The sequence below is a fragment of the Mycobacterium sp. AT1 genome, from assembly GCF_002043095.1.
Lineage (GTDB): Bacteria > Actinomycetota > Actinomycetes > Mycobacteriales > Mycobacteriaceae > Mycobacterium.
The window spans coordinates 1-22,613 of the sequence record NZ_MVOC01000077.1; the positions used below are offsets into that span (position 1 = coordinate 1).

The 22,613-nt window shown below is 69.2% G+C and carries 20 protein-coding genes and 1 pseudogene; 12 read left to right on the forward strand and 9 right to left on the reverse strand.

The window, feature by feature from the left end; translation table 11 throughout:
• A pseudogene (locus B1790_RS30805) lies at positions 1–287 on the reverse strand (hypothetical protein); the annotation flags it as partial.
• Positions 288–396: 109 nt separating this feature from the next.
• Here B1790_RS30805 and B1790_RS30810 point away from each other — a divergent pair.
• Entirely contained in the window at positions 397–1,650 is a 1,254-nt protein-coding gene (locus B1790_RS30810) for a mannosyltransferase (RefSeq protein WP_079927083.1), read from the forward strand.
• Here the strand turns inward: B1790_RS30810 and B1790_RS30815 are convergent.
• Positions 1,631–1,912: a 4a-hydroxytetrahydrobiopterin dehydratase gene (locus tag B1790_RS30815; protein WP_079927084.1), complete on the reverse strand. Its 282-nt coding sequence runs from the start codon at positions 1,910–1,912 to the stop codon at positions 1,631–1,633. The two genes, B1790_RS30810 and B1790_RS30815, sit on opposite strands and share 20 nt — an antisense overlap.
• A gap of 24 nt (positions 1,913–1,936) precedes the next feature.
• Here B1790_RS30815 and B1790_RS30820 point away from each other — a divergent pair, with 24 nt between their 5' ends.
• Positions 1,937–2,329, forward strand: coding sequence for a (deoxy)nucleoside triphosphate pyrophosphohydrolase (locus B1790_RS30820; RefSeq protein WP_079927085.1), 393 nt, complete (start codon positions 1,937–1,939; stop codon positions 2,327–2,329).
• A 204-nt stretch (positions 2,330–2,533) separates the two neighbouring features.
• Here the strand turns inward: B1790_RS30820 and B1790_RS34480 are convergent, their stop codons facing one another.
• Positions 2,534–2,701 carry a hypothetical protein gene (locus B1790_RS34480; protein WP_142271589.1) on the reverse strand — a complete coding sequence of 56 codons (168 nt, stop codon included), beginning with the start codon at positions 2,699–2,701 and terminating at the stop codon, positions 2,534–2,536.
• Between the two features lie 73 nt (positions 2,702–2,774).
• Between B1790_RS34480 and typA the strand changes: the two genes are divergently transcribed.
• Together typA and B1790_RS30830 are read left to right on the forward strand one after the other, a co-directional pair.
• Complete coding sequence (gene typA / locus B1790_RS30825) at positions 2,775–4,676, forward strand: translational GTPase TypA (protein WP_079927086.1); 1,902 nt, start codon at positions 2,775–2,777, stop codon at positions 4,674–4,676.
• Positions 4,677–4,780: 104 nt separating this feature from the next.
• On the forward strand, positions 4,781–6,625 hold the full coding sequence (locus B1790_RS30830) for an ABC transporter family substrate-binding protein (protein ID WP_079927119.1): 1,845 nt from the start codon (positions 4,781–4,783) through the stop codon (positions 6,623–6,625).
• Here the strand turns inward: B1790_RS30830 and B1790_RS30835 are convergent.
• Complete coding sequence (locus tag B1790_RS30835; RefSeq protein WP_079927087.1) at positions 6,609–7,847, reverse strand: chloride channel protein; 1,239 nt, start codon at positions 7,845–7,847, stop codon at positions 6,609–6,611. The two genes, B1790_RS30830 and B1790_RS30835, sit on opposite strands and share 17 nt — an antisense overlap.
• A 22-nt stretch (positions 7,848–7,869) precedes the next feature.
• On the opposite strand from B1790_RS30835, the gene mshB reads away from it, so the two are divergent.
• Together mshB and B1790_RS30845 are read left to right on the forward strand one after the other, a co-directional pair.
• A complete protein-coding gene (gene mshB, locus B1790_RS30840) occupies positions 7,870–8,763 on the forward strand; it encodes an N-acetyl-1-D-myo-inositol-2-amino-2-deoxy-alpha-D-glucopyranoside deacetylase (protein WP_079927088.1) in 894 nt (297 codons plus the stop codon).
• 138 nt (positions 8,764–8,901) lie between these two features.
• Positions 8,902–9,333 carry a hypothetical protein gene (locus tag B1790_RS30845; protein WP_079927089.1) on the forward strand — a complete coding sequence of 144 codons (432 nt, stop codon included), beginning with the start codon at positions 8,902–8,904 and terminating at the stop codon, positions 9,331–9,333.
• On the opposite strand, the gene B1790_RS30850 is transcribed toward B1790_RS30845, so the two are convergent.
• Entirely contained in the window at positions 9,330–10,481 is a 1,152-nt protein-coding gene (locus B1790_RS30850) for a hypothetical protein (RefSeq protein WP_142271590.1), read from the reverse strand. The two genes, B1790_RS30845 and B1790_RS30850, sit on opposite strands and share 4 nt — an antisense overlap.
• A 189-nt stretch (positions 10,482–10,670) precedes the next feature.
• Here B1790_RS30850 and B1790_RS30860 point away from each other — a divergent pair, with 189 nt between their 5' ends.
• From B1790_RS30860 to B1790_RS30875, 4 genes are all read left to right on the forward strand, one after another.
• Complete coding sequence (locus B1790_RS30860) at positions 10,671–13,259, forward strand: bifunctional FO biosynthesis protein CofGH (RefSeq protein WP_079927092.1); 2,589 nt, start codon at positions 10,671–10,673, stop codon at positions 13,257–13,259.
• Between the two features lie 82 nt (positions 13,260–13,341).
• Entirely contained in the window at positions 13,342–13,803 is a 462-nt protein-coding gene (locus tag B1790_RS30865; protein ID WP_079927093.1) for a DUF2231 domain-containing protein, read from the forward strand.
• 38 nt (positions 13,804–13,841) lie between these two features.
• The gene (locus B1790_RS30870) at positions 13,842–14,975 is read left to right on the forward strand and encodes a P1 family peptidase (protein ID WP_079927094.1); all 1,134 of its coding nucleotides are present in this window, start codon (positions 13,842–13,844) and stop codon (positions 14,973–14,975) included.
• 81 nt (positions 14,976–15,056) lie between these two features.
• Positions 15,057–15,605 carry a YceI family protein gene (locus B1790_RS30875; RefSeq protein WP_079927095.1) on the forward strand — a complete coding sequence of 183 codons (549 nt, stop codon included), beginning with the start codon at positions 15,057–15,059 and terminating at the stop codon, positions 15,603–15,605.
• Positions 15,606–15,688: 83 nt separating this feature from the next.
• Here the strand turns inward: B1790_RS30875 and B1790_RS30880 are convergent, their stop codons facing one another.
• Both B1790_RS30880 and B1790_RS30885 read right to left on the reverse strand, forming a co-directional pair.
• Positions 15,689–17,710, reverse strand: a complete 2,022-nt coding sequence (locus tag B1790_RS30880; RefSeq protein WP_079927096.1) for an NADPH-dependent 2,4-dienoyl-CoA reductase — start codon at positions 17,708–17,710, stop codon at positions 15,689–15,691.
• Complete coding sequence (locus tag B1790_RS30885; RefSeq protein ID WP_079927097.1) at positions 17,700–18,263, reverse strand: PadR family transcriptional regulator; 564 nt, start codon at positions 18,261–18,263, stop codon at positions 17,700–17,702. Before B1790_RS30885 ends, B1790_RS30880 begins: the two co-directional genes overlap by 11 nt.
• 271 nt (positions 18,264–18,534) lie before the next feature.
• On the opposite strand from B1790_RS30885, the gene fdxA reads away from it, so the two are divergent.
• Entirely contained in the window at positions 18,535–18,861 is a 327-nt protein-coding gene (fdxA, locus tag B1790_RS30890) for a ferredoxin (RefSeq protein WP_079927098.1), read from the forward strand.
• On the forward strand, positions 18,858–19,970 hold the full coding sequence (gene dapC, locus B1790_RS30895; RefSeq protein ID WP_079927120.1) for a succinyldiaminopimelate transaminase: 1,113 nt from the start codon (positions 18,858–18,860) through the stop codon (positions 19,968–19,970). The genes fdxA and dapC overlap by 4 nt, the downstream gene beginning before the upstream one ends.
• A gap of 27 nt (positions 19,971–19,997) precedes the next feature.
• On the opposite strand, the gene B1790_RS30900 is transcribed toward dapC, so the two are convergent.
• Together B1790_RS30900 and B1790_RS30905 are read right to left on the reverse strand one after the other, a co-directional pair.
• Positions 19,998–20,906 carry a DUF559 domain-containing protein gene (locus B1790_RS30900; RefSeq protein WP_233165395.1) on the reverse strand — a complete coding sequence of 303 codons (909 nt, stop codon included), beginning with the start codon at positions 20,904–20,906 and terminating at the stop codon, positions 19,998–20,000.
• Between the two features lie 163 nt (positions 20,907–21,069).
• Positions 21,070–22,602 carry a helix-turn-helix domain-containing protein gene (locus B1790_RS30905; RefSeq protein WP_079927122.1) on the reverse strand — a complete coding sequence of 511 codons (1,533 nt, stop codon included), beginning with the start codon at positions 22,600–22,602 and terminating at the stop codon, positions 21,070–21,072.
• Between the last annotated feature and the right edge of the window lie 11 nt (positions 22,603–22,613).

Consider the following 22,613-nt stretch of genomic DNA (forward strand, 5'->3'; position numbering starts at 1 on the left):
GGTGCTGCCGCGGCGGGCAGCGTCACCGACGCGGTGGCCGCCGGTGCCGGTGCGGCGGGGGCGGCGGCGGGTGCGGCCGCTGCGCCCGTGAACGCCGACGCGAGACCCTGCAGCATCGCCGGCGCGTTGGCCGGTGACATGCCGCTGAGGAACGGGATGTTCGGCATGGCCGGCGCGGGGGCCGGAATCGGGTCGGCCGATGCGGTGGCGCTGAGCAGCAGGGCGCCCGGGACGGCGCATGCTGCCGCGATCACGCTGGTGGCAAGGGCTTTTCTGGCGAAGTGCATGGTTCTCCCGATCGGTTGGTGACACGTCTGAAACCGAAGCTACGGAGTTACTGGTGTTACTCAAGTGACACGTGTGGCATTTACTCAACCGTTATGGCTATGACGGCCGATGGTGACCGAACCGCCCGCCTGCCACGACCGGCGGCGACCGGAAACTAGAGTCGGACGAATAACGAGACAGTCAGAGGTCGAACCCGTCGGCGTCACCGTGGCGCCCCGACGCCGAGTGGCGAGCGCCGCGCCGTACCTGCTCGCGGTCAGCCTTCTCGCGCGGTTCGCCGTCACCTACCTGGTGCCCAACGGCACCAACTTCATCGACCTCCACGTCTACGTCGACGGCGCGGCGACCATGCGCGACGGCGGCCTCTACGACTTCGTCTACCACCCGGTGATCCCGCCGCTCCCGCTGCAGTTCACCTATCCGCCGTTCGCCGGGGTGGTGTTCTACCCGCTGCACTTCCTGCCGTTCCCCGTCGTGGCGCTGTGCTGGCAGCTCGGCACCGTGGCGGCGCTCTACGGCTCCGCGGCGCTCGTCATGAAGATGCTCGGCACGCCCGACGCCCGGCAGGCGATGGCGTGGACCGCGCTCGCCATCTGGTTCGAGCCGGTGCGCCACCTCTTCGAGCTAGGCCAGGTCGGCGCGCTGCTGATGGTCGCCGTGCTCTACGCGGTGCACAGCACGCGGTGGTGGGTGTCCGGGGTGCTGGTGGGGCTGGCCACCGGGGTGAAGCTCACCCCCGCGGTGGCGGGCGTCTACTTCGTCGGCGCGCGCCGGTGGGGCGTCGTGCTGCTCTCGGCGGCGGTGTTCGGCGCGACGGTGGCGGCGTCGATCCTGCTCGGCGGCGCTCAGGCCCGGTTCTACTTCACCGATCTGCTTGGCAACGCGAACCGGGTCGGCGTGGTGGACACCCCGATGAACCAGTCGCTGCGCGGCGCCATTGGCTATGTGGCGGGTCACGACGTCGGGTATGGCGTGCCGCTGCTGGCCGCCGTCGCCGTCACCGCGGCGCTCAGCCTCGCGGCATGGTGGCGCGTCGGGGCCGACGACGCGCTCGGCCGGATCGTCGTGGTGATGCTGTTCGGGTTGCTGATCTCGCCGATCAGTTGGACCCACCACTGGGTCTGGATGATGCCGCTGGCCATGTGGCTGGTGCTCGGGTCGACGCATCCGCGCGCCAGGGTCGTCGGCTGGGCGTGGGTGGTGCTCGCCTACGTCGGGTCGCCGTGGTTGGTGACGTTCGCCGGCGACACCGGCAGGCTGGACGGCAGGCCCTGGTACGCCGAACTGTGCGGCTCGCTGTACGTGCTGGCGGCGGTCGCGACGCTGGCCTACCTCGCGGTGGTCAGCCGACGATCCGGTTGATGTCGCCTGCCATCGCGACGTCCTTGTCGGTGATGCCGCCCTCCGAATGCGTGACGAGAGCGAAAGTGACTGTCCGCCAACGGATGTCGATGTCAGGATGATGATCCTTGGCTTCCGCCTGCTCGCCGACGCGGCGGACGGCGTCGATGCCGTCGAGGAATGCGGGAAACTTCACCGATCGGCGCAGGGCTCCGTCGGAGTGCTCCCAGCCCGCCAGGTCGGCCAGCGCGGTGTCCACTTGTTCGTCGGTCAACACGGCCATGCATCGACGGTATACCGTCGCAGCGTGCCGAACCAGATCGTCGTCGCGGGCGCATTGATCGTCGGCGCCAATCTTCTGGTGGCCCAACGCGACCGGCCTCCGGAACTCGCCGGACTGTGGGAACTGCCCGGCGGGAAGGTGGCGCCGGGGGAGAGCGACGCCGCGGCACTGGCCCGCGAACTCGACGAGGAACTGGGCGTCGAGGTCAGCGTGGGAGCCCGGCTGAGCGTCGAGGTGGCGCTGAGCGAGACGACGACCCTGCGGGCCTTCCGCGTCACGCAGACGGGCGGAACCCTGCACCCGCGCGACCATCGCGCACTGCGCTGGGTGACGGCCGACCAGCTCGAGGCGCTCGACTGGGTGCCCGCCGACCGCGCCTGGCTGCCGGAGCTGACGGCCGCGTTGCGATCGCGATGAGACGCGGGTGCCCCGAGTGCGGTGGTGACATGGCGCACACCCGCGGGGACGGCTCGGCCGAACGCCCGAGGCGAACGCGTCATCGGGACGGACGTGGCTCCGACCACCGGCGGACACCTCGACGGCGCCTAGCGACTCGTCCCGGTGAGCGGTCGCGTCGCTACCGGGCCGCACGGCGCTGGACGACGGTATTCGCGCAGCTCATCACGCCTTTCTCGCGCGTTTGAACACCTTTTCCAACTCCTTGCCGCGAATGCCGGAGAGTTCGGCTTTGTGCACCTTGTGGAGTACGAGCGGGCAGCGTTTGCAGCGGGGTTTGCTGCGACAACACTTCTTCTTCGCCTTGAGCGTGGCGAACTCCGACGGCTTCACTTGTCCCTCTCCATGTGTGCGGGCGAAACCCGCCGTTTTCGCGATTGCATACCTACGCTGCGACAATCTCGAGGTGGATTCACGCCCCAACTTTCGCAATGTCGCCATCGTCGCTCACGTCGACCACGGTAAGACCACCCTCGTCGACGCCATGCTCCGGCAGTCCGGAGCACTGACGCACCGCGGTGACGACGCCGTCGAACGCCTGATGGACTCCGGTGACCTGGAGAAGGAAAAGGGCATCACGATCCTGGCGAAGAACACCGCCGTGCATCGCCTCAACCCCGACGGCTCCATGACGGTCATCAACGTCATCGACACCCCGGGCCACGCCGACTTCGGTGGCGAGGTCGAACGCGGTCTGTCGATGGTCGACGGCGTCCTGCTGTTGGTCGACGCGTCCGAAGGCCCGCTGCCCCAGACCCGCTTCGTGCTGCGCAAGGCGCTGACCGCGCACCTGCCGGTGATCGTGTGCGTCAACAAGACCGACCGTCCCGACGCCCGCATCGCCGAGGTGGTCTCCGAGAGCCACGACCTGCTGCTCGACGTCGCATCCGACCTGGACGAAGAAGCGCAGAAGGCCGCCGAGTTCGCGCTCGGCCTGCCGACGCTCTACGCCTCGGGCCGCGCGGGCATCGCCAGCACCACCCAGCCCGCCAACGGCGAGAACCCCGACGGGGAGAACCTCGACGTGCTCTTCGACGTGCTGCTCGAGCACATCCCCGAGCCCGAGGGCGATCCAGAGGCCCCGCTGCAGGCCCTGGTCACCAACCTCGACGCCTCGGCGTTCCTCGGCCGCCTGGCGCTGATTCGCATCTACAAGGGTCGGATCAAGAAGGGCCAGCAGGTCGCGTGGATGCGCGAAGTGGACGGCCATCCCGTCATCACCAACGCGAAGATCACCGAGCTCCTGGCGACCGAAGGCGTCGAGCGGACCAGCACCAACGAAGCCGTTGCGGGCGACATCGTCGCCGTAGCGGGCATGCCCGAGATCATGATCGGCGACACCCTCGCCGACGTCGACCACGCGCACGCACTGCCGCGCATCACCGTCGACGAACCGGCCATCTCGGTCACCATCGGCACCAACACCTCGCCGCTGGCCGGCAAGGTCTCCGGACACAAGCTGACCGCCCGCATGGTGAAGGCCCGGTTGGACAGCGAACTGATCGGCAACGTGTCGATCAAGGTCGTCGACATCGACCGGCCCGACGCCTGGGAGGTCCAGGGCCGTGGCGAGTTGGCGCTGGCCATCCTCGTCGAGCAGATGCGTCGCGAAGGGTTCGAGCTCACCGTCGGCAAGCCGCAGGTGGTCACCAGGATGGTCGACGGCAAGCTGCACGAGCCGTTCGAGTCGATGACCATCGACTGTCCCGAGGAATTCGTCGGCGCGGTCACGCAGCTGATGGCCGCGCGCAAGGCCCGCATGGAGGAGATGGCCAACCACGCTGCGGGGTGGGTGCGCATGGACTTCATCGTCCCCAGCCGCGGGCTGATCGGCTTCCGCACCGACTTCCTCACCCTCACGCGAGGCACCGGCATCGCCAACGCCGTGTTCGACGGTTACCGCCCGTGGGCGGGCGAGATCAGGGCCCGTCACACCGGTTCGCTCGTCTCCGACCGCACCGGCAAGATCACGCCGTTCGCCCTGACGCAGCTGTCGGACCGCGGGCAGTTCTTCGTCGTCCCGGGTGACGACACCTACGAGGGCCAGGTCGTGGGCATCAACCCCCGCGCCGAGGACCTCGACATCAACGCCACCCGCGAGAAGAAGCTCACCAACATGCGCTCGGCCAACGCCGACGTCTTCGAAACGCTGGCGCGGCCGCTGGAAATGGGGCTGGAGCAGGCGATGGAATTCTGTGCAGAGGACGAGTGCGTCGAGGTGACGCCCGAGGTCGTGCGCGTGCGCAAGGTGGAGTTGGCCGCGACGACCCGGGCCCGCTCGAAGTCGCGCGCGAAGACCCGCGGCTGACTCGGCGCGCCGGGGCGACGCCGCGCCGTGCCGATAATCTGAAGGGCGTGCCGACGACCTCACGACGATTGATCTCCGTCGCCGGTGCGTTGACGTCGACGTTGATGCTGGTGGCGGCCTGTACCGTCAGCCCGCCGCCGGCACCGCAAAGCACGGAGACGACGGAGAGCACGCCGCCGCCACCGCTCAAGGCGTCGCAGATCATCATGGCGATCGACTCCGTCGGGCCGGGGTTCAACCCGCACCTGCTGTCGGATCAGTCGCCGGTGAACGCGGCGATCGCCTCCCTGGTGCTCCCGAGTTCGTTCCGCCCGATCCCCGATCCGACGTCGCCTACGGGCTCGCGGTGGGAACTGGACCCGACCATGCTCGAGTCGGCGGAGGTGACGAGCGAGGACCCCTTCACCGTCACCTACAAGATTCGACCGGAAGCGCAGTGGACGGACAACGCGCCGATCGCCGCCGACGACTACTGGTACCTGTGGCGACAGATGGTCAGCGCGCCCGGCGTGGTCGACCCGGCGGGATACGACCTCATCACCGGAGTCCAGTCGCTGGCGGGCGGCAAGACCGCCGTCGTGACGTTCTCCCAGGCCTACCCGGCGTGGCGGGAACTCTTCAACGACATCCTTCCGGCCCACATCGTCAAGGACGTGCCAGGCGGGTTCGCGGCGGGGCTCCTCCGGGCGCTTCCCGTGACCGGCGGCCAGTTCCGCGTCGACTCCATCGACCCGCAGCGCGACGAAATTCTGTTGGCGCGCAACGACCGCTACTGGGGTCAGCCCGCCAAACCGGATCAGATCCTGTTCCGCCGCGGCGGAGCGCCCGCCGTGCTCGCCGACTCGATCCGCAACGGTGACACCCAGGTCGCCCAGGTGCACGGCGGCCAGGCCGCGTTCATCCAACTCGGGGCCATCCCCGACGTCCGAACCGCGCGGATCGTCACGCCGCGGGTGATGCAGGTGACGCTTCGGGCCAGGCAACCGGCTCTGCAGGACACCCAGGTGCGCAAGGCGATCCTCGGGCTGCTCGACGTGGATCTCTTGGCCGCCGTCGGCGCGGGTAGCGACAACACCGTGACGCTGGCTCAGGCGCAGGTGCGATCACCGTCGGATCCGGGGTACGCACCCACCGCGCCGCCCGCCTTGCCTCGGGAGGCCGCGCTGGACCTCTTGAAGGCCAGCGGCTACGTCGTCGAGGAGGAGGCGTCCTCGACCAGCCCGATGCCGCCCCCGACGCCGGGTTCGGCACCACCGACCAGGGGGCGCATCAGCAAGGACGGCGAGCAATTGCGATTCGTCGTCGGGGTCGCGGCCAACGACCCGACGTCGGTCGCGGTCGCCAACACCGCCGCCGACCAGCTGCGCAGCGTCGGCATCTCCGCGTCGGTGCTGGCGCTCGATCCACCGGCCCTCTACGGCGACGCGCTGTCCCAGAACCGCGTCGACGCAATCGTGGGCTGGCACCAGGCGGGCGGCGATCTCGCGACCGCTTTGGCGTCGCGCTTCGGCTGCCCGGCGCTCGAGGCGACCCCGGTGCCCACGGCCCCGCCAAGTGGCACCCCGACACCGATCCCGTCCACGACGACGACGTCGGTCACCCCGCCGCGCTCGACGGCCACCTCCACCGCCACGGCGACGCCGCCCCCGACGGAGCCCCAGTCCCCGTCCGGTCCCGATCAGCTCGTCCAGGCCCCCAGCAACCTGACCGGTATCTGCGACCGCAGCATCCAGCCGAACATCGACGCAGCGCTCGACGGCAGCCAGCCCATCGCAGACGTGATCACCGCGGTCGAGCCGAGACTGTGGAACATGTCGACCGTCTTGCCGATCCTTCAGGACACCACCATCGTCGCCGCGGCACCCAACGTGCAGAACGTGAGCCTGTCGGGCGCCGTGCCGGTCGGCATCGTCGGCGACGCAGGCAACTGGGTCAAGGCGCCCCAGTAGCAGTCGAATTGCGTTCGCGCAGAAGGCGAATCCCGTGCGCCGTGAACGCCGCGGCGGCGAAGACGACGAACAGCCACACCGGCGGTCGCGCGAGTTCCCAGACGAAGAGCGCCGCGAACAACGGCGCACGTTGGGTGATCGCCAAAACGCCTGCAGAGCACGCAAGTGCCACCGCGGCAACCTGAATGTGGATGCCCGCCAAGTTGTTCAGGGTATGGGTGGCGACCGCGCCCGCCGCGGCCCCGGTCGCCAGTGCGGGGGTGATCATGCCGCCGATTGCACCTGCCCGCAGAAACAGTGCCGTCAGCAGCGGTTTGAGGAACAGGATGACCGCGGCGCCGCCGAGCGTCAGGCTCGCGTCGACGCTGACGGTCAGGATGCTGCGTCCGTTTCCCGGCAGTTCCGGCCACCAGATCGAACAGACACCCGTGGCGAGGCCCGCCAGCGCGATCGCCGGAATCAGCAGCCACGACCGCAACTGCGGCCGAGGGCGCGCCAGCGCCATCACCTTGTCGAACGCCAACCCGACGGCGACGGACAGTGGCGCGATCGCGCAGGCGAGGAACACGAACAGGTACGACAGTTTCAGGTCGGGCCACACCAGCGAGTGCTCGAGGTGGGTGACGGGTGAGGCCACCGCCACCGCGAGACTCGAGGTGATCAGCGCCGTGCCGACCGCCCGCGGATGCCAGGTGCCGAGCACGATCCGGACCGCGAACAGCGCACCGCCCAGCGGCACGCTGTAGACCGCGCCGAGGCCCGCTCCCGCCGCGCAGGCCAGCAGGATCTCGCGGTCCCTCGGGGTCAGCGACCACCGCGACGTACCCCAGTCGCCAAGCGCCGCGGCCAGCTGGCGAGGCGCACCTTCGCGACCCAGGGACGCACCGGCGCCGACGAGCAGCACCTGCAGGCCCGCGTCGGCCGACATCCGCCATCTCGGGATCGGTCGGTGCTCGGCGATGGTCGCGGACAGCCCGGGAACGTCGCCGCCGCGACGCAACAGCCACCACCCGAAGCCGGCCAGCGCACCGCCGATCATCGGTCCGACGGCACGCCGGACCGGGCTGCTGCCGCCGACGCCGGTCAGCAGCGTGCCGAACGAGTAGTGGTAGACGAGGTGCTCCACCCAGTGCAGCAAGAGTGTGGTGGCCGCGCCAGCCACGCCGGCCAACAGCCCGATCACCACGACGGCACAGCCGTACTCAACGGTGCGCCGCGTCACGGGGTGAACCTATCTTGTGGGGATGGAGAATCCACGACTGCTGTTCGTCCACGCGCATCCGGACGACGAGACGCTGACCACCGGCGCCACGATCGCCCACTACGTGGCACGCGGAGCCCAGGTTCAGGTCGTGACGTGCACCCTCGGTGAGGAGGGCGAGGTCATCGGTGACCGCTTCGCGCAGTTGGCCGCCGATGCAGCCGATCAGCTCGGCGGTTACCGCATCAGCGAGCTGACGTCTGCGCTAAGCGAATTGGGAGTCGACGGTCCACGCTTCCTCGGCGGCGCGGGGAAGTGGCGCGACTCAGGTATGGCGGGCACCCCGGCCCGCGACGGCCGGCAGAGGTTCGTCGACGCCGACCCGGCCGAGCCGATCGCGGCGCTCGTCGCGGTCATCCGTGACCTTCGCCCCCACGTCGTCGTCACCTACGACCCCAACGGTGGATACGGACACCCCGACCACATCCGCGCCCACGAGGTGACGACGGCCGCCGTCGCCGCCGCGGCCGGAACCGGTCACCCCGGCGAACCCTGGCAGGTGCCCAAGTTCTACTGGACCGTCATGGCGCGCACCGCGGTCGAACTCGGCATGCGGGAACTCGCCGACCTCGATCTGCCCGCCGAGTGGATCCGGGTCTCGGCCGCCGACTTCGTCGCCGTCGTCGGCGCGATCGACGACGCGGAGGTCGACGCGGTGGTCGACGCGCCGGAGAGCCGGGCGGCCAAGGTCGCCGCGCTGCGGGCGCACGCCACGCAGGTGACGGTGGAACCGGGCGGCCGCGCGTGCACGCTGTCGAACAACGTCGCGCTGCCGATCCCGGCGAGCGAGCACTACGTGCTGGTCGAGGGGACGGCCGGCGCGCGGGACGGTCGCGGTTGGGAAACCGATCTACTCGCCGGCGTGAACCTGGGATAGCAACGGCGAGAAGGGGTACGCTGCGATCAATTGGCGGACCCCGCTGCGACTAATTGGCGACCCCGAGGAAGGGATGGCGATGGACCCGGATCTGGATCCCAACCTGCAACATTGGCAGGATCGCTTGGACAGCTTTCAGTGGGTCGTCGGCGGCATGGTGGGCCTGCTCGACAGCGTTCCCACCTGACCACTCGTCCTTCCGGTCGGCTGCGGTTCGCCGCACTGGCCGTTCTCACACTCGACGGTGTTCTGTCGGCCGTCATCGGCGCGTTCTTCCTGCCGCTCTACGTTGGCGCCTTTCCCTTGCCCGTCAGCGGCCTGATCAGCGGTCTGCTGAACCTTGCCTTGGTGTGGGCGGCGCTGCAGTGGGAGACGTCGCCTCGGCTCGCGGCGCTGCCGCTGTGGGCCTGGCTGGTCACGACTCTCGGGCTGACGTTGGGCGGGCCAGGCGGTGACATCGTCCTCAGCGGCGCCGGGGTCATGCAGCTGGCACCGGTGATCTTCGTGGTGCTCGGCGGCGGGCCGCCGGCCTACTTCCTGTGGCGGCTGACGTCGAGGGTCGCCGCCTAGCCTTCGTCGCTCTCCGCGGGGCTCTTCGTGTCGGGCCCGGTGTCGGCCGTCTTGGGGTCCGGCGCCGCGGCGGGCGCGGGGGCCGTCGTGGGGTGTGTTCCCGCCTCGGTTCCAGTGGTAGTCGTGGCTCCGGTGGTCGTGGTGGTGGTGACCGTCGTCGTGCCGGTGGTGGTGCCGTTCCCGCCACGCACCTCGCCCTGGGCCTGCACGCCGCCTGCGGCGGTGGTGGTCGGCGGCTTGGGCGATTCGGTGGGCTCGGGTGTCTCAGGGGTCTTCGTGGGCTCAACGGTTTTCGTGGGCTCAGGGCTTTCGGACGGCTCGGCGGTCGGGCTGGGCTCGGCGGTTTCCGAGGGCTTGGTCGTTTCCGAGGGCTCAGTGGTCTTGGTGGGCTCGGCCGTGGTCTTGGTGGGCTCGGCCGACGCAGACGGCTCGGCACCCGGCGCAGGAGCCTCCCCACCCTCGGGCGCCTCCTGAATCTCCTGAACCTCGGACGCCTCCTCGACGACCGGCATCTCCCGTGCCACCGCGAGCGGTCGCGGTGGGAGCGGCGGGATCAGCCAGCCGAAGAAGTAGTTGAACTCGGCGACGCCGGTGTTGATCAGGGCGTTGACCGACGTCTGGCCGACGGCGACGAGGCCGTTGACGTAGGACGCCAGGTTCAGCGGATCGTTCACCACGGGGACGACCAGCTGGTAGACGATGCTGTCGGAGATCGGCAGGACGAGGTTGTAGTAGACGATGTTGACCTGGTCGGCGATGGCGTATCCGAACGGGACGAAGCCGAGGACGTAGTCGGCGAGCTGGACCCCGTAGGTCACCCAGTACCGGAGGAACTGATAGCCCGCGACGATGGCGTCGGAGGCCGCGTTGAAGGTGGCGGGGGCGTCGACCACGGCGGACGTGCCGGCTGGGTCGAGGCGCGCCATCGCGGCCGTCGCGTCGGCGAAGTGCGCGGGATTCGGCGGCGTGGTGAGCAGCGAGCGCACCGCTGCGGCCAGCTCGACCCGCGGTGCAGGCTGTACCTGCGCGGCGACGGCGGTCGGACCCGCGGGCGCGGCGGCGGGGGCGGTCGGCGGGATCGCCACGACGGCCGCCGCGGTGAGCGTGGCGACCCCCACGCGAAGGCAAGAGCCAATAGATCCACTCATGATGTGCTCCCCAGAGGTCCGTCACCGATGCCGTTGCTCGGTAAGTTACGCGGACCTGCGCGTCGCCGGAGCGAGATGGCCCTGCAACGTCGCGCCGTTCTGGCGCTAGTGTGGCCGGTATGCCTGTGGCAGTTGTTTCGGATTGTGGGATGCGCGGATGATTTCGGACGACCGTGGGGTTACAGGGGAGTGGCTCTGAACCCCCAGCGTGGTGCCGATCTGCCCATTCCCGTCGTGCCTCCGGCCCCGACGGAACCAAGTGCACCGTCGCCCGCCGCGGTGCGGCGTGTGTTGCGACGTGCCCGTGACGGGGTGGCGCTGAACGTCGACGAAGCCGCGATTGCGATGACGGTGCGCGGCGCCGACCTCGAAGACCTGATGGCCAGCGCGGCCAGGGTGCGCGACGCGGGTCTGACCGCAGCCGGTCGGGTAGGTGCCACCGGCAAGCTGCCCGTCAGCTATTCGCGCAAGGTCTTCATCCCGGTCACGCACCTGTGCCGCGACACCTGCCACTACTGCACCTTCGTCACGGTTCCCGGAAAGCTGCGGGCGGCGGGCAAGGGCATGTACATGGAGCCCGACGAGATACTCGACGTCGCTCGCCGCGGTGCCGAGTTGGGTTGCAAGGAAGCGCTTTTCACCCTGGGTGATCGACCAGAGGCGCGGTGGCCGGAAGCCAAGCAGTGGCTCGACGAACGCGGATATGACTCGACGCTGGCCTACGTCAGGGCGATGGCGATCCGCGTCCTGGAGGAGACGGGGCTGCTGCCGCACCTCAACCCTGGCGTGATGACCTGGTCGGAGCTGTCGGCGCTCAAGCCGGTCGCACCGTCGATGGGCATGATGCTGGAGACCACGTCGCGGCGGTTGTACGAGACGAAGGGCCTGGCTCACTACGGCAGTCCCGACAAGGATCCCGCCGTGCGTCTGCGCACGCTGGACGACGCGGGCCGGCTGTCGGTGCCGTTCACGACCGGCCTTCTCGTCGGCATCGGCGAGAACCTCACCGAGCGTGCCGAGACGATGCATGCGATTCGCCGCTCCCACAAGGAGTTTGGCCACGTCCAAGAAGTGATCGTGCAGAACTTCCGGGCCAAGGATCACACCGCGATGGCGAGCACGCCGGACACGGGAATCGACGACTTCCTGGCGACCGTGGCCGTGACCCGGCTGGTGCTCGGCCCGAAGATGCGCATCCAGGCCCCGCCGAATCTGGTGTCGCGGGACGAGTGCCTGGCGCTGATCGGTGCCGGCGTCGACGACTGGGGCGGTGTGTCTCCGCTGACCCCGGATCACGTCAACCCGGAACGCCCGTGGCCCGCGCTTGACGAACTCGCCGCGGTGACCGCCGAGGCCGGCTACGACCTGGTGCAACGTCTGACCGCGCAGCCGCAGTACGTGCAGGCCGGCGCGGCGTGGATCGACCCCCGGGTGCGGGGACACGTCGACGCGCTGGCCGATCCGGAGACCGGCTTCGCCCGCGACGTCAACCCGGTCGGGCGGCCGTGGCAGGAACCCGATGAGGCGACGGAGTCGCTGGGTCGCACCGACCTGAACACCGCGATCGACTCCGAAGGCCGGCTCACCGAAACGCGCAGCGACCTCGGTAGTGCGTTCGGTGACTGGGAGTCCATCCGCGCCAAGGTCGACGAGCTCGCGACCCGGGCCCCGGAACGCATCGACACCGACGTCCTCGCCGCACTGCGCGCCGCGGAGTCCAACCCCGCGGGTCTGAGTGACGACGCGTATCACGCGCTGGCCACCGCCGACGGCCCGGCCATGGATGCCGTTGCCGCGCTTGCCGATTCGTTGCGTCGCGACGTGGTCGGGGACGACGTGACGTTCGTGGTCAACCGCAACATCAACTTCACCAACATCTGCTACACCGGGTGCCGGTTCTGCGCGTTCGCCCAGCGCAAGGGTGACGCGGACGCCTTCTCGCTGTCGACCGACGACGTCGCCGACCGCGCGTGGGAAGCCCACGTCGCCGGTGCCACCGAGGTCTGCATGCAGGGCGGCATCGATCCCGAACTGCCCGTCACCGGGTACGCCGACCTGGTTCGTGCGGTGAAGGCGCGGGTGCCGTCGATGCACGTGCACGCCTTCTCGCCGATGGAGATCTCCAACGGCGTCACCAAGAGCGGGACGTCGATCCGCGAGTGGCTGACGAATCTGCGGGAGGCCGGGCTCGGCTCGATTCCCGGGACGGCCGCGGAGATCCTCGACGACGAAGTGCGCTGGGTGCTGACCAAGGGCAAGCTGCCGACCTCGGCGTGGATCGAGGTCATCACGACCGCCCACGAAGTCGGTCTGCGATCCAGTTCGACGATGATGTACGGCCACGTCGACACCCCGCGGCACTGGGTCGGTCACCTCAACGTGCTGCGCGACATCCAGGACCGCACCGGTGGTTTCACCGAGTTCGTGCCGCTGCCGTTCGTGCACCAGTCCTCACCGCTGTACCTGGCGGGCGGCGCCCGACCGGGTCCGACGCACCGCGACAATCGCGCTGTGCACGCCTTGGCTCGAATCATGTTGCACGGCAGGATTTCCAACATCCAGACCAGTTGGGTCAAGCTTGGCGTCGAGCGCACCCAGGTGATGCTGCGTGGTGGCGCCAACGATCTGGGCGGCACGTTGATGGAGGAGACCATTTCGCGGATGGCGGGCTCGGAGAACGGGTCCGCGAAGTCCGTCGAGGAGCTTGTGTCGATCGCCGAGGGCATCGGCCGCCCGGCACGTCAACGCTCCACGACGTACGACGCCCTGGTCGCCTGACCCGGGAGAATCACGCAAGTCGTGAACTCACAGTAGTTCCGGCACGTATACAGAGGGACAGCCCCGAACCCAAGGAGCCCCCTTGACCACGATTGCCGGCCTACCCGCCCACGCCCTGCTCGTCCACGCCATCGTGGTGCTCGCGCCGCTCGTCGCGCTGCTCGAGATCCTTTGCGGCTTCTGGCCCGCCGCGCGCCGCCGCCTGGTGTGGTTGGTGTTGGCCCTCGCCGCCGTGACAACGGTGTTGACGCCCATCACCACCGAGGCCGGGGAGTGGCTGTTGGAGAGCGGTGGTCAGCCGCGCCCGATCCTGCTGGAGCACGCCGAGCGCGGCGACTGGATGATCTACTTCTCCGTTGCGCTGCTTGTGGTCGCCGTCGCCCAGGCGGTGCTGCACGTGCTGGAGACCCGATCCGACACGCCACGGAAGGTCGCGACCGCCGTCGTCGCGGTGGCGGCTCTCGTCGTGGGGGTGTCCTCGATCGTGACGGTCGTCCGGATTGGCGACGCGGGCGCCCAAGCCGTGTGGGGTGAACGAGGCTGATCCGCGCGAGCTGGGCTCGGGCGTGCTACTCGTAGGGGGTGACTTCACCTCAGACCCACACCGCTGACGGCCGTCCCCGCGCTCGTGGCCTTGGCATCCCGTTGGCCGGTCGGCCCGGTCCGTTCAACGCGATCACCGACGTCCCTGGTGTCGAGGTGGGAACCGCCACCTTGATCGAGGGTGACGGCGTGCGCACCGGCGTCACCGCGATCCTGCCCCGCGGGCGCGACGGCGTTGGACGGCCGTGCGCGGCGGGGTGGCACTCGCTCAACGGCAACGGTGAGCTGACCGGCACCACGTGGATCGAAGAGTCCGGAGCCTTCAATCTGCCCGTCGTGCTGTCGAATACGCACGCCGTCGGCGCCTGTCACACCGGTGTCGTGAGTTGGGTGAACCGGGTGCAGCCCCGGGTGGCGCGCCAGTGGCTGCTGCCAGTCTGCGGTGAGACGTGGGACGGCTATCTCAACGAGATCAACGGCTCGCACGTGCGGCCCGAACACGTTGAGCAGGCGCTGGATTCAGCTGCATCCGGCGCGGTGGCGGAGGGCTCGGTCGGCGGCGGCACCGGGATGAACTGCTACGAATTCAAGGGCGGCAACGGAACTGCGTCGCGGGTCGTCGAGTACGGAACGCACGAGTTCACCGTCGCGGCGTTCGTGCAGGCGAACTTCGGCGCCCGTGCCGAGCTGACCGTGGCGGGCCGGCACGTCGGGCCGCTGCTGGACGTCGAGAATCCGCTGGACTCCGACTGGTTCGCGGCGGACCTCGGATTGCGGCCGCCACCCGGCGCGGGTTCCGTCATCGTCGTCGTCGCGACCGACGCGCCGCTGCTGCCCGGCCAGTGCAAGGCGTTGGCCCGACGGGTGCCGTTGGGCTTGGCGAGGACCGGGACCACGGGCAGTCACTTCTCCGGCGACATCTTCCTGGCGTTCTCGACCGCGGCGGCCGACGGGCTGACGAGTGCCTTTCCGATCGGGCCGCCCTCCGACGACGAGTTCGGCACGCTGCGGTTCCTGCCGTGGGGCCGGATGGATGCGTTCTACACGGCCGTCGTCCAGTCGGTGGAGGAGGCGGTGCTGAACGCGCTGGTGGTCAACGAGGACATGGTCGGCCGCGACGGGCACCGGTCGCCGCGGCTGCCGATCGAGGCGCTGTCGGTACTGCTGGGGTAGGCCTGGAACAAATGTGGACCATGGTCCGTTTAAAGTGGGGAGGCGCCGGGTAGGCCGGCCCCAAGCCAAGGAGGACCAGACATGACTGCATCGGTAGCGAGCGCCCTGAGCACCGGCACGTGGGCCATCGACCCCGCCCATTCGTCGATCGGTTTCTCGGTACGCCACCTGATGGTGAGCAAGGTGCGCGGCAGCTTCGAGGCGTTCAGCGGCGCGATCGTGGTGGCCGAGGACGGCACCCCCTCGGTGACCGCCGAGATCGCCGTGGACTCCGTCAACACCGGCAACGAGCAGCGTGACGCGCACGTCAAGGCCGCCGACTTCTTCGACGTCGAGAATCACCCCACCGCCTCGTTCGTCTCGACCAGCGTGCGCCCCGACGGTGACGACTACGTCCTCGGCGGCAACTTCACCCTCAAGGGCGTGACCAAGCCGATCGACCTCAAGCTCGAGTTCAACGGCGTCAACCCGGGCATGGGCCACGGCGAGGTCGCCGGCTTCACCGCCACGGTCGTGCTCAACCGCAAGGACTTCGGCGTCGACATTGACATGCCGCTGGAGACCGGCGGCACCGTCATCGGTGACAAGGTCACCATCACCCTCGAGATCGAGGCGCTGAAGCAGGCCTAGTTTCCTCGCCGAGCAGACACAAAGGGCCCTCGTTTGGCACATTCGAGGGCCCTTTGTGTCTGCTCGCGAGGGGGCTGAGGGGGCTACAGCCGGGCGGCGAGCTCCATGCCCTGGCGGATGGCGCGCTTGGCGTCGATCTCCGCGGCGACGTCCGCCCCACCGATGACGTGCGGCTCGACGCCGGTGCGGCGCAGCCCGTCCGCCAAATCCCGCACCGACTCCTGCCCGGCACAGATCACGACGTTGTCGACGGCGAGCAGCCGAGGGTCCGAGTGGTCGGAGCCGAAGCTGATGTGCAGGCCGTCGTCGTCGACGCGTTCGTAGTTCACGCCCGACAGTTGGTGAACGCCCTTGGCCTTCAACGACGCTCGGTGCACCCAGCCCGAGGTCTTCCCGAGGCCACGGCCCTGGGCGCCCTTGGTGCGCTGCAGTAGGTAGACCTCTCGGGCCGGCGGCAGGGGGATGGGCGTCGTCAGCCCGCCGCGCGTGTCAGGGGCGTCCTGTGGGTTCAGTGCGCCCCATTCCGCTTGCCATTCCTTGACGTTCATCCCTGCTGGCGCGGTGACCAGGAACTCGCTGACGTCGAAACCGATGCCGCCCGCGCCCACCACCGCGACGCGGTTGCCGATCGGTGCGCCACGGATCGCGTCGGCGTAGGACAACACCATTGGGTGGTTGACGCCGGGGATGTCGGGCATCCGCGGCACGACCCCGGTGGCCAGCACCACGTCGTCGAAGGTCCCGAGTTCGCGGACCTCGGCGCGGGTCTCGAGTCGCACGTCAACGCCGTGCTTGGCGAGCATCGTGGTGTAGTAGCGGATGGTCTCGTTGAATTCCTCCTTGCCGGGAATCCTTCTCGCCAAGTCGAATTGGCCACCGATGGTCCCGGCCGCTTCGAACAGCGTCACGACGTGGCCCCGCTCGGCCGCCGTCACTGCGGCCGCCAGTCCGGCGGGCCCGGCCCCGACGACGGCGACCCGCTTCGTGCGTTTCGTCGGGCCCAGCGTCAGCGTGGTCTCGTGGCCCGCCCGTGGGTTGACCAGACACGACACCGTCTCGTGCACGAACGCGTGATCCAGGCAGGCCTGGTTGCAGGCGATGCACGTGTTGATCTCGTCGGCCGCGTCGGCGGCGGCCTTGTTCACCCAGTCGGGATCGCTCAGCAGCGGTCGTGCCATCGACACCAGCTGGACCGCCCCGTCGGCGAGGATCTGTTCGGCGGCCTGCGGCATGTTGATCCGGTTGGACGCGACGACGGGTATCCGGACGTGTTGGGCCAACGCGTTGCTGACGTCGACGAACGCGCTGTTGGGCACCGAGGTGACGATGGTGGGCACCCGGGACTCGTGCCAGCCGATGCCGGTGTTGACGATGGTCGCACCGGCGGCCTCGACTTCGATTGCAAGCGCGACGATCTCGTCCCAGGTCTGTCCGTCGGCGACGTAGTCGGCCATCGACATGCGGTAGCAGATGACGAAGTCGCGCCCGACCGCTTCCCTGATGCGCCGCACGATTTCGACGGGCAGCCGGCGGCGCTTCTCGGCGGTTCCGCCCCACGCGTCGGTCCGTTTGTTGGTGCGCGGCGCGAGGAACTGGTTGAGCAGATAGCCCTCGCTGCCCATGATCTCGACACCGTCGTACCCGGCCTCGCGGGCGAGCAGGGCGCAGCGCACGAAGTCGTCGACGGTGCCCTCCACGTTGCGGAGTCGTCGCGGCCGGAAGGGGTTGATCGGCGCCTTGATCGACGACGCGCTGACCGAAAGGGGATGGTAGGCATAGCGTCCCGCATGGAGGATCTGAAGCAGGATCTTGCCGCCCTCGTCGTGCACGGCGGCGGTGATGCGGCGATGACGCCGGGCGTCCGACGACGACAGCATCTCGGCGGCGAACGGCAGCAGCCAGCCGGTGCGGTTGGGCGCGTATCCGCCGGTGATGATGAGCCCGACCCCGCCGCGGGCGCGCTCGGCGAAGTAGGCGGCCAGCCGGTCGGTGTCGCGGGCCCGGTCCTCCAGGCCGGTGTGCATCGAGCCCATCACCACCCGGTTCCGCAGGGTGGTGAAGCCAAGGTCCAAGGGGGACAGCAGGTTCGGGTAGCTAGTCACGATCTCGGCCTTTCAGGGCGGTGATTACTTCGTCAAGCCAGTGCAGTGATCCCTCTTCGGCGAGGATCCCGCCGCGCAGCACCAGGTGTTGGTGCAACGCGGCGCCGGTCAGTGCCGAGGGGTCGGGGAATTGGCGCTTCTCGAAACCGCGGTAGACGTCGAGTTGTCGTGCTCTCTCGTCGCGCAGCTCGAGTACCTGCCCGCGTAGTGCATCGGTGTCGCCGTAGGCCGCGCCACGGATCTTCACCGCCAGGTCGCGCGTGCGTGAGTCGGTCACCGCGCTGCCGCGGCCGGTGAGCGGCTCGGCGATCCATCGCGCGAGTTCCTCGCGCCCGGCGTCGGTGACGCCGTAGACCTTCTTGTCGGGTCTGCCGCTCTGCGCGACGACGTCGACGTGCACCCAGCCGTCGGCCTCCATCGCCTTCAACGTGCGGTAGATCTGCTGATGGGTGGCGGCCCAGAAGTAGCCGATGCTGCGGTCGAACCGGTGGGCCAGCTCGTATCCCGAGCCAGCCTGCTCGCTCAACGACACCAGGATTGCGTGCGGGAGTGCCACGCGGGGAGCGTATTTGTTACCGCCGGTTCTATGCAACTAGTTGCACACCGGCGACATGCGCGGGCGTGACGAAAGCGACTAGGCGACTTGTATGTGCTACGTCTAGTATCAGTAACCGTGGGCCGCCCTTACGGGCGGCGCGCGAAGTTAGGACACACTGAGACAGGCGTCCAGGTACGGGCATCGCATACTTGCTTCGGCTTCTCGGTGGTCCATCAGGTTCCACCCAGGTCCCAACCGACCAGCAGCCCACTGGACAGGAGAGACATCAGTGACGTACACCATTGCCGAACCCTGTGTCGACATCAAAGACAAGGCATGTATCGAAGAGTGCCCCGTCGACTGCATCTACGAGGGCGCACGCATGCTGTACATCCACCCCGACGAGTGTGTGGACTGCGGCGCCTGCGAACCGGTGTGCCCGGTCGAGGCCATCTACTACGAGGACGACGTCCCCGACCAGTGGGGCACCTACACCCAGTACAACGCGGACTTCTTCACCGAGCTGGGCTCGCCCGGCGGTGCGTCGAAGGTTGGTCAGACCGACAACGACCCCCAGGCGATCAAGGACATGCCTCCTCAGGGCGAGGAGAGCTGACCCCGGTCGGACGCCTTTCGGCGTCGTTGCCGGTCTTCCCCTGGGACACCCTGGCTGACGTCACGGCCAAGGCCAGGGCGCATCCCGACGGCATCGTCGACCTGTCCGTCGGCACACCGGTCGACGACGTCGCCGACGTGATCCGGAACGCCTTGGCGGCCGCCAGTTCGGCCCCCGGCTACCCGACGACGGCGGGAACACCCGAACTTCGAGCCTCGGCCGTTGATGCACTGCGCCGTCGCTACGGGATCACCGACCTCGCCGCGGACGCCGTGTTGCCGGTCATCGGCACCAAGGAGCTCATCGCCTGGCTGCCGACGCTGCTCGGCATTTCCCGTGACGACGTGGTCGTGGTGCCGGAGCTGGCGTACCCGACCTACGACGTCGGGGCGCGCCTGGCGGGCGCCGAGGTGGTTGCCGCCGATTCGCTGACCCAGCTGGGACCCCGCGTCCCCAAGCTGATCTTCGTGAACTCCCCGAGCAATCCGACGGGTGCGGTGCTCGGCGTCGAGCACCTGCGCAAGGTCGTGCAGTGGGCGAGGAGCAGGGGTGCGTTGGTCGCCTCCGACGAGTGCTACCTCGGTCTCGGCTGGGATCCGGACGCGGTTCCGGTGTCGGTGTTGCACCCCTCGGTGTGCGACGGCGACCACACCGGCCTGCTCGCCATTCACTCGCTGTCGAAGACCTCGTCGCTGGCTGGCTATCGCGCAGGCTTCGTCGCGGGCGATCCAGCGGTGGTTGCCGAGCTGCTCGCGGTGCGCAAGCACGCCGGGATGATGGTGCCGACGCCGATCCAGGCGGCCATGGTCGCCGCGCTCGACGACGACGCACACGAGGCGGTACAGAAGCAACGCTATGCCCGTCGCCGAGATGTTCTCCTGCCTGCGGTGCGTGCCGCCGGGTTCACCGTCGACCACTCCGAGGCGGGGCTCTACCTGTGGGCCACCCGCGATGAGCCGTGCCGCGACACCGTCGCCTCGCTGGCCGACCTCGGGATCCTGGTGGCGCCCGGCGAGTTCTACGGTCCCCGTGGCGCCCGGCACGTGCGCATGGCGCTGACGGCCACCGACGAGCGGATCGACGCCGCGGCCCGCCGCCTAAATCCCTGACGCCGAGTGTGGACATTTGCCACGCCCTCATGCGAGTAGGCCTGGCATAACTGCACATTCGTTGAGCCACGGACACCCCGCTGCGTCGAGTGCGGCGAAGACTCGTTGCAGAATCACCGTCCGTCGATGGCGTAACAGGTCGGCACTGACGCGGATGATTCGCCAGCCAAGCGCGGTCAGGATGGCGTGCCGGTCGATGTCGTGAGCGAATCGGGCGTGGTCGGTCCAGTGCTGCGCCCCGTCGTATTCGACGCCGACCCGAAACTCCTCCCACCCCATGTCGACGCGGGCGAATGGATAGCCGACGTCGTCGAGGACGTCGATCTGAGTGCTAGGCGCTCGAAAGTTCGCTTCTGTCAACAACAGCCGAGTCCGCGTCTCCTGAGGTGACTCCGAGCCGCCGTCCATCGCGTCGAGGACCTCGCGAAGCTGCACCACCCCTCGCGCCCCGCGGTGTGCTTCGACCAGCGGGTGGACCATCGGTGCGTCGACGCCGCAGGCGTTGGCGAGCGCGTCGACTTGAATCACCGCCCTCTCGAACCCCTTTCGCCGGCCAAGGTCGAAGACGGTCCTGGCCGGTGTGGTGACGGACATGCCGTCGACCGTCGTCACTTCGTCGTCGAACAGGGTCTCGCGGTGGACGACGATGCCGTTCGCGCTGGCTTCGGTCCTGGTGAGCTCGGCGGGCTCGTCGGGGGAGACCCACTGCGAGCCGTGCAGCACCGAGGCCGACAGCCCGGCCACCGTGGCGCGCCGCCCCGACCACAGCCAGGCCGCAACGGCCCGATCGCGAGCGGTGAGCTCTTGGCCGACGGGCAAGAACACGTTGCGATGGATCACCTGGTTGCGACTGTGCAACGTCCGCCTGGTGAATTGGCCGCGGGCCAGGGCTTCGGTGCCGACGAAGGGTCCGGTGATCGGGTGCACGCGACCCACGCAACCACTGCCCACCAACCGCACTCGTCCGTCGCGGGCGGTATTGCTGGCACCTCGTGGATGAACCGCGGACTGTGCACAACCCGCCGAATGTGGACTCGTGTCACGCCGTCATGCGGGTTGGCGTGGCACAAGTCCACACTCGGTGGGAAGGGGGAGTGGGTCAGGGGACCCGCAGGCTCAGTGACAGCAGCAGTCGCACGTCGGGGTCCGCCAGCGAGCTGTCCAGAATCTCCTCGATCCGCCGCACGCGATACCGCACCGTGTTGGGGTGGACGTGCAGCTCCGCCGCGGCCGCCGCCACGTCACCGAACGCGTCGAGGTAGGCCCGCAGCGTGTCCACCAGGACGGGGTCCTTCGACCGCAGCGCGCCAACCCGCGGGTCGACCAGCCGGTCGTCGGCCGCGATCATCGTGACGATCTCGTCGAGCAGCACCGTGGTCCGCGACTCGGCCAGCGAGGTCACCTGACCGATCGCGCCGGGGTGGCGTTCGGCGCTGTCGAGCACGCGGTCGACCTCCGCCCGCGCTCCGGCAGCCCCCGTCAGACCCGTTGTCGGAGTGGCGATCGCGGCCCGCAGTTCGAGGCCCAGCTCGCTGCGCAGGGCGCCGATGGTGCCGCGGATCCACGACGACACCGCCGACACCTTGCCGGAGTGAGGGAACAGCACGTAGACCCGCGACGGGCCGGCGGCCACCTGCGCATCCCGCCGAAAGGCGCTGGCGCTCAAGGCAAGTACGTCGGCGAGCCGGGTGGGTGCACCCGCGGCCCCGTCGAAGCCGATCACCGCGACGCGTCCGTCGGCCACGACGCCGAGCTCGCGTGCGACGTCCGCCACCTGCGCGTCGTCGAGGGGGGCCTCGCGGAGGCCGAGTAGCTCTTGCACGCGCACCGCATGGGTCGACGGCGTGGCCGCCAGCCGGGAGATGATCCGCGCGGCCAGCACGCCAGCGCCGCGCAGCACGTCGTCGGCGTCCTCGGCCAGCGGCCGGGAACCCTCCTGCAACCAGATGGTGCCGGCGAACACCGGTCCGCGCCTGCGATCCGACGCGACGTGATGGATGCCGACCGCGCGCCGCGGCCGAAGACCCAGTTCCGGCCTGGCGTCGACGCGGACGACGTCGCCGGTGGCCCTCAACGCGTCGAAGATGCCGGCCCGCCCGATCCAGGCCAGATGCTCCGGCGGGCCCGCCCGGCCCAGGATCGACAGCCGCCGCAACTCGTCGGCCTCGTCGTTGGAGGCCGAGTAGGCCAAGACGTGGGACTGCACGTCCTCGACGCTGACCATGCCGTGGGTGCGGTCGGCGATCGACTGCGCCAGACCGAACAGGTCGGTGCTCGGGTCGTACAGCGGGTCGGCCCGGTCGCCGTGATGGTCGAAGACGTGGTCGACCAGCCGGTACAGCCGCTCCCAGCGGGCCCTCGGCTCGACGGCGACGACGGCCGTGCCCACCGCGACCGCGCGCGCCACCACCGCGTCGGACGGCTCCTTGACGAAGATCGCGGCAGGCGCCCGCCGCGAGGTCTGCTGAACCAGCCAGGCCAGCACGTCGTCGTCACCGACGCCGAGGATGAAGAACACGTCCGCCGAGCTGGCACCGACCGCCAGCCCGAGGCGGACGTCGTCGGCGTCGATCAACGCTGCAGAGGCGACCGGCAGGTCGAGACCGCGCGGGGCGTCGACCAGAGTCACCATGGTCGCGTCCA